This window comes from Sphingobacterium sp. HSC-15S19 (assembly GCF_050433745.1).
In the GTDB taxonomy this organism is placed as follows: Bacteria; Bacteroidota; Bacteroidia; order Sphingobacteriales; family Sphingobacteriaceae; genus Sphingobacterium; species Sphingobacterium siyangense.
Genome location: NZ_JBNPWQ010000073.1, coordinates 1 through 6,616, shown reverse-complemented (window position 1 = coordinate 6,616; position 6,616 = coordinate 1). Strand labels below are relative to the sequence as shown.

Below are 6,616 nucleotides of genomic sequence, written 5' to 3'. Positions count from 1 at the left end.
TTGATGATCTGTGACTCGCTGAATTTGCTTTTTTTCATTGTCCCTAATTTATAAAACTACATTAATAATCGTAGCTATTTTTAGGGGAGATTACAAGAGGAACAAAAAAATGTAACCCATTTTTCCTCAATTTTGAATAGCATTTTAAATAACGATAATCAACAAAAAAGGGTAGAAATTACTTCCTACCCTACAATTTATAAATTTGGAAAATGAAATATTTATTATTTTTCTAATGTCCAGACCTGTGTTTTGTTATCAAATTTCGCAAAAACATCGTTCTGTTTTATATCAATTAACTTATAATCCTTGCAAGGTGAGTTCTGGTCAATTTTGGTAGTATAAGTTATTTTATCAGTAACGTCAGGTTTAAGTTCAATATAAAAGGTACCAATTTCTAATTTGTCTAATGTTACAGATAGGAATTTTGCATCCTTATTAATAGTGAAATTAATTGGAGCTGTTTGGTCATTTGCCAATACTTTATACATTTTTATATTTGCTGGAGCATACAATGGATTATCTCCAAAAATTAGATCTTTTCCGCTATTATCTATATAATTGATATTTGCGACCAAAGGAACGTAAATATCAGGACAGGCTACAATTTCATCTTCACTTTTACATGATCCGATGGAAACAGCAATAACGGATAGAATTAGAAATTTTAAATAATTTTTCATATTTAGTTTGTTTAATTAGTAATAGAGAGAACGTACACCATTGTAATTTCGCTACATTACCTATTGGATATCAATAGCTACCATCTCCTTAAGATCTCCAATAGTAATTTCTATTAAATAACGTCCCTCCCGCAATTCTGGAACATCAATTATCTTCTGTAAACCTCCATCTTTGTAATTAAGATCTACGATCGCTCCTGTTCCATTTGGTGAATATAATTTGATGTTTTTAATATATGTAGCTTTTGTATAATCCTTTGGATTGTTTCCTTCAATCGGACTTATATTGATTTTTTTACTTTTAGAATTATAGTCTGCTTTGAATAACGCCGACGTTGGACATGCCGCATATATCGTTACACCGCCACCTTGTGGTCTGCCACAATTGTCTGTATAGCTACAATTAATTGCACCTCCGCCACCTTTGATAGATACCCACGTTGTTGTTGAATTGGGATTATAAATATTTACCTGGACATTTGGAGGCAAGGTGCTTGTGTACCAATACCAGCCAGAGGTACCGTTGTCAGAATTTCCAACTAGGAACCATTCCTGCCAACCGCTGGAATTACAATTTCCATATTTTGTACTTTGTATGGATGTTGATGTTAAGGTTGTAATACGTTTTTCAGCTAAAATAAAAGAACCAATTTTAGCCTGTAAAATATCGCTGCCATCGCCGATTTTAGTTACAGTTGCTGTTGCTCCTGATCCTGAGACAGAAAATACACCCGATCCATAGGTTGACCAAGTTATGGTCGCACCCACAGGTGGAGACTCTAATGTGTATGTTTTAGAACCAGAGCAATTTAGTTCAGGGCCAATAATACTACGTTGTTTTGTGTATGCGATAGCTAATCCTGTCCCTGTAGGGTCAAGCCAGTCTCTTAATCTACGTTGCGCAATTGTTCCACTGTTCCACGACCAGTCAATTTTACCATAATATTTTGTAACTGGGGCGCAGATATTGTCACCCCCATGCAGTTGACCAATGATTAATTTGTTTTGATTTAGGATAAATGAACCAGAAGACCCTCCTTCTGTTGTACCATCTGTAAAATTGACTGCCCAATGTGAATTTGCGGGAGAAGTTCCTCCTCCTAACCAACTTATCGAACTAGGATATGAAGTTACGTTTTGATAAGAAAGCGAGATTTTTTTAATCATGCCTGCAGGATGATGAATTCCCGTTGCCGATGTTGCGCTGGTTGTATTTCTATCCCATCCCACCCAAGCAGGGTTATAATTTGTTAGATTTTTTGGGTCTTCTGATAGGCGGAATAAAGCCATGTCAGATGGCTCATAGTTTGCCACTAGCGTTGCTCCACTGGTTGTAAAGTGTGGAGGTGCTGTAGAAGGATTGGAACAGTTTGGACTTTCATAATTCCACCAAAATGTCCAGTCTGACGCATCTGGATTATTGACTGCATCCAAAGAACCTAAACAATGATTTGCTGTTAAAAAATAAGGGCTCATATCTCGTGTAGCAGTAGTAATTAGTGATCCGGTACATAGTGCATTCCCGTTTATTACGATTACTGCTACTGCTTGTTTTTCTATTTGGAACTGTGATCCTTCAGGGCAATTGATGTTGATGTAGCAAGATAAAGCCTTATTAGATATTTGGGAAGGTTGATCTCCGATTATTACATACCTATATCCATGAACAACATAACTAATTGAGATAATTGGTAGGTCAGTTACTCCTTTAGGTTGATAGTATTCGAGTATAGTATTATCACCATAGATTAATGCGGTAGCAAATTTGCCTGGTTTTTCTTTAGTGCCTTTATTATTTATACTGGTGAAAGCTCCAAAGGTCTGTGATTTACCTTCATTATATATGAATAGTTTTCCTCCTTCAGGTAGCCAAAATTTATCATATAATAAATTAATAGAAATGGCTTTTGGGCTGTTGATCTTAAAACGCCATAATCTGCCACCATCGGGGAGATCTTCCCAGGTTCCAGAATTCTGAATATTCCAATCTACTTTAATTTTATATCCAAATCTCGGAGGTCGATTATTGATGCTGTCTTGTCTGTCCTCTTCTATTAATCTTTTTAAATCTGGTATACCGGAAGTTTGTTTAGTGTCAATACCTTTCTTTAAATCAAGTTTCAGAGTTTGGGATATAGGATTTTCGTTTGTGCTTAATTGAGCAAAACATAATTGAATTACAAATAGTTGCCCAATGAAAATAACCAATGTACAAAAACTTGGTATTCTAAAATTCAACGAACGCCAGGTTAATAAGGATGTTAAGCTTTTCATATTTAATAGTTTATAGTTATGGAAATAAGTGATTCCTAAAATATCAATATGATTTGGTGTTAACCTATTGAAAATGGAGAGAATTATTCGTTAATATTTTTAATATTCTCAATTTTCAATAGCTTTTTTTGCTTTTCTTTCGAAAGGTAGTTGGGGAGTAACCTGTTTTATTTCTAAAATAATTGGAAAATGTTGTTGGTGAAGTAAAGCCAATTCGAACTGTTATTTCATTAACGGTCAAATCGGTTTCTAATAAAAATTGGATAGATTTTTCTAAGCGAAGATTATTGAGATATTGTCCAATTGAACAGCCGAATATATTTTTGGAAATTTTTCGAAGCTGCCATTCGGTTAACTTAAGTTTTATTTGGATTGTGGTAAGCCTACATTCATCTTCAAACATATAATGATTATGTAAATAAAGTTTGATATTTTCGCCAATTATCTCTTCTGGTCTATTCGTGTTTTTGTAGTCTTCAACAATATATTTATGATAAGTTGTCAAACAGGTAGAAATCTGTTTTAGTATACCAATATGATCTTCCATGTTCCTTACTACAGTCATCCTTAGTCTCCCTAATATGCTCCAGACCTCTTTAATAATTCTTTTATGGGGAAGTATTATCGGTGTATTGGAACTAGTCAACCAGGCATTGTATAATTCATCAAAAATCGAAGGAGATTCTTCCGTTGTAAAAGACCAAAGCTGTTCCAATGCGATACCTAGAATAGCATGATGACCGTTCTCTAATTTCATCTTATATCTGACCGCTGGCCCATAAGTTAGATAAAATGTTGGTTTGCGCATTTTTGTAAGCTTTTCACCTTGATAAGTAAAGTATTCAATCTCTCCGCACAAATGAAAAAAAAGAAATGTCGTTGGTTTTGTCAGTCTAAATAGTATTGATGCTTCTTGCTTTACTTCAAATTCAAAAAGTTGCATATTTGCTCCCATTAAACTTCTAGATTGCTCAGAAATCACAACCTCTGGAGTTTCAATTACTGTCCATGGGAGACCGGTCACCGGAAATCTGCAATGATTAGGTTTATGGCGAATTATTTTAGAAACTGATTTTCCACGATTCTCTTCAATAGGCTCTATGATTACTATCTGCTCCATGCCTTTATTACTATAAAAAGGGTGCAACATCATTAAGTTAGATTTCTATCCAAAAATTGATAGATGCGGATAAAAATTCTAATATCAATTTATAGCCGATTAAAATACGCTTATAAAGCCTTAATTTTAAATATTCTCGTCCAACTGTATTTTGACCTTGATAAATCATGGGATTTGCCCGATATTTTGGAATGTAACGATTTGGTATCTTTAGGCTTACCAAAAAAAGTGAATATTTTTTTTAATTGCTTTAGTTAGAGGTTGTTAAGTTTTGCGCAAATTATTATTGTATCATGTTATGTGCCGATTATCTTTCTTTAAGATCTTTCTTTATTATATTTAGTAAATTTTTGACTACATATTGCATAGGGAGATATTAGTAAGTAAACCAATATTACATGAGAAGAGAAATTATTTGGGGGAAATGGTACACCCCTTTCGTTAGGGTGATCGTGCATATAATTTTTTGGATGTTGGTCTTTTTTACGTATTATTTTACTTATAGAAGGCTAGGAGGGAGCTATATCTGGATTTTAGTAGCAAAAGAACTTTTTGTTACTACATCCTTGTTCTATTCCGGTATTTGGCTTATTTCAAAATGGATAGAAAAAAGAAAAGTACTTCCCCTCATAATATTTATTATCCTATCATATATCTGGTGGTTAAATATTACTTATTTTGCATGTGAGTTTCTTACTGATTTTGAATTAAAGGAAGGTAGTGGCATTTATAAGTATGTGAAATTTTTTACCAGTGATGGCTATTTCGGTATTTATCAACTTAAAAAATTTCCTGGTGCATTTCCTGATTTTTTAACCCTTGTATCCCTACCATTAACACCAAAATTGGTTAAGCATCTTATTGTTCAAGGCAACAAGATGCTTTTATTAGAAAAGAACCAGGCCGAACTCGAACTTGAAAAAGCAAATTTAGAATTAAAGACTACTAATCTTGAATTAGATAAAGCAAATCTTGAATTAGATAAAGCAAATCTGGAAAGAGATAACCTTAAGATGGAATTAGAAATTCTTAAATCTCAGATCTCTCCCCATTTTTTATTTAATACGTTAAATAGCATATATAGGCTGGCTGAAAAAGGAGAACCCAGTACTCCTAATACCATAATGAAACTGTCTAATATGTTACGGTATTTGCTTTATCAGACCAATGATGATAAAATATTCATCGCAAAAGAAATTCAGTTTTTAAATGATTATCTGGACCTTATCCAGATCAGATTCGGTAATAACATAAATCTGAATTTTAATATAGTGAAGATAAAGGAACCTTATCGAATAGTCCCATTAATGCTATTGCCTTTTATCGAAAATGCGATCAAACATGGACCGGAAAGAAGCAGAGCAGATGCAAGGGTTGATGTTTCATTAACAATTGATTCAGGTGTATTGAAGTTCGTAGTTGCTAATGGAGTAAATAAAAGCAGTACCGAACCACCAAAAGGTGGCATCGGATTGAAAAATGTTAAGAGGAGACTGGAACTTCGGTATAAGGATAGATATAAATTAGACATATCTGATAATCTGAATAGTTACACTGTCGTACTTGAAATTGAATTGTAATAAATCTTGAAAAATGATTAAATGTATTGTAATTGATGATGAACAACTGGCACAGGAAATACTCGTGTCTCATTTAGAGAAAATTCCCGATATAAAAATTGTGGGAGTATTTAATAATGCATTTGATGCAATGAAAGTGTTAAGATCAAACGAAATAAATCTGGTATTCTGTGATATTCAAATGCCTGACTTGGATGGTGTTAATTTTCTTAAAAGCCTTAAAAATCCTCCTTTATTTGTATTTGTTACTGGTGATCCATCACATGCTATCGAAGGATATCAATTAAATGTCCTAGATTATATACTTAAGCCATTTGGCGTAGATCGTCTTTTGCAGACTATAGAAAAAGCCCAGGCGTACTTAAACTTGGAGAAGGGAACCAAACCGGAACTGAACTTTCTTATAATTAAAGATAGGTCAAATATTATCATTACACCTTATGATGAAGTATATTCAATCAAGGCAGATAAGGATTACGTTTGGGTTGAAACATTGGAAAAAACATACCATGTGTGGAAAAAACTGATGGAAATGGAAGAATCCTTGGTCAATGCAAAGCAGTTTATCCGAGTACACAAATCTTACATCATTAATCTAGATTATGCTAAGCAAGTTGAAGGTAATATAATAAAAATGAAAGGCAGTTTGGACGATGTACCAATTGGTGGTCAATATAAAGCAGAATTGTTTAAACGATTGGGATTAACTGGAGGATAATTGCTTTTTAACATCCAGTTCTCCTGAACTCACTATTTAAGATCTTAGCAAGGAAATGGTAAATTACCATTTCCTGTTCTCTTTGTTTGGTGAAGAAAATTCTATTCAAAAGCATATGTGTCAGAGAGCCAATTATTCTAACGGTCGAGACTGTAACATAAACTGTGTCAAAGGAATAATTCAATAAGATTATTTATATTCAATTATTCAAACGACACGGTCATGAAAGAAAAAGACCCAT

6 protein-coding genes are annotated in these 6,616 nt (G+C 33.5%); 2 read left to right on the top strand and 4 right to left on the bottom strand.

Features of this window, described 5'->3' with window-relative positions:
• Positions 1–224 precede the first annotated feature (224 nt).
• The 3 genes from L1283_RS28075 to L1283_RS28065 form a co-directional block, all read right to left on the bottom strand.
• Entirely contained in the window at positions 225–683 is a 459-nt protein-coding gene (locus L1283_RS28075; RefSeq protein ID WP_286736988.1) for a hypothetical protein, read from the bottom strand.
• A gap of 60 nt (positions 684–743) precedes the next feature.
• Positions 744–2,957 carry a trypsin-like serine peptidase gene (locus L1283_RS28070; protein WP_286736990.1) on the bottom strand — a complete coding sequence of 738 codons (2,214 nt, stop codon included), beginning with the start codon at positions 2,955–2,957 and terminating at the stop codon, positions 744–746.
• 115 nt (positions 2,958–3,072) lie between these two features.
• Positions 3,073–4,077, bottom strand: coding sequence for a helix-turn-helix domain-containing protein (locus L1283_RS28065; RefSeq protein WP_286736993.1), 1,005 nt, complete (start codon positions 4,075–4,077; stop codon positions 3,073–3,075).
• Positions 4,078–4,475: 398 nt separating this feature from the next.
• Between L1283_RS28065 and L1283_RS28060 the strand changes: the two genes are divergently transcribed.
• Entirely contained in the window at positions 4,476–5,657 is a 1,182-nt protein-coding gene (locus tag L1283_RS28060; protein WP_286736996.1) for a sensor histidine kinase, read from the top strand.
• Between the two features lie 13 nt (positions 5,658–5,670).
• Positions 5,671–6,375 carry a LytR/AlgR family response regulator transcription factor gene (locus tag L1283_RS28055; RefSeq protein ID WP_286736998.1) on the top strand — a complete coding sequence of 235 codons (705 nt, stop codon included), beginning with the start codon at positions 5,671–5,673 and terminating at the stop codon, positions 6,373–6,375.
• Positions 6,376–6,382: 7 nt separating this feature from the next.
• Here the strand turns inward: L1283_RS28055 and L1283_RS28050 are convergent, their stop codons facing one another.
• Entirely contained in the window at positions 6,383–6,559 is a 177-nt protein-coding gene (locus L1283_RS28050) for a lantibiotic dehydratase C-terminal domain-containing protein (RefSeq protein ID WP_429626780.1), read from the bottom strand.
• Positions 6,560–6,616 lie beyond the last annotated feature (57 nt).

Bases quoted from the DNA above. Each gene is read 5' to 3' on its own strand.
- L1283_RS28055 (WP_286736998.1), top strand. From the start codon at position 5,671: ATGATTAAATGTATTGTAATTGATGATGAACAACTGGCACAGGAAATA.
- L1283_RS28060 (WP_286736996.1), top strand. From the start codon at position 4,476: ATGAGAAGAGAAATTATTTGGGGGAAATGGTACACCCCTTTCGTTAGG.
- L1283_RS28075 (WP_286736988.1), bottom strand. From the start codon at position 683: ATGAAAAATTATTTAAAATTTCTAATTCTATCCGTTATTGCTGTTTCC.
- L1283_RS28070 (WP_286736990.1), bottom strand. From the start codon at position 2,957: ATGAAAAGCTTAACATCCTTATTAACCTGGCGTTCGTTGAATTTTAGA.
- L1283_RS28065 (WP_286736993.1), bottom strand. From the start codon at position 4,077: ATGGAGCAGATAGTAATCATAGAGCCTATTGAAGAGAATCGTGGAAAA.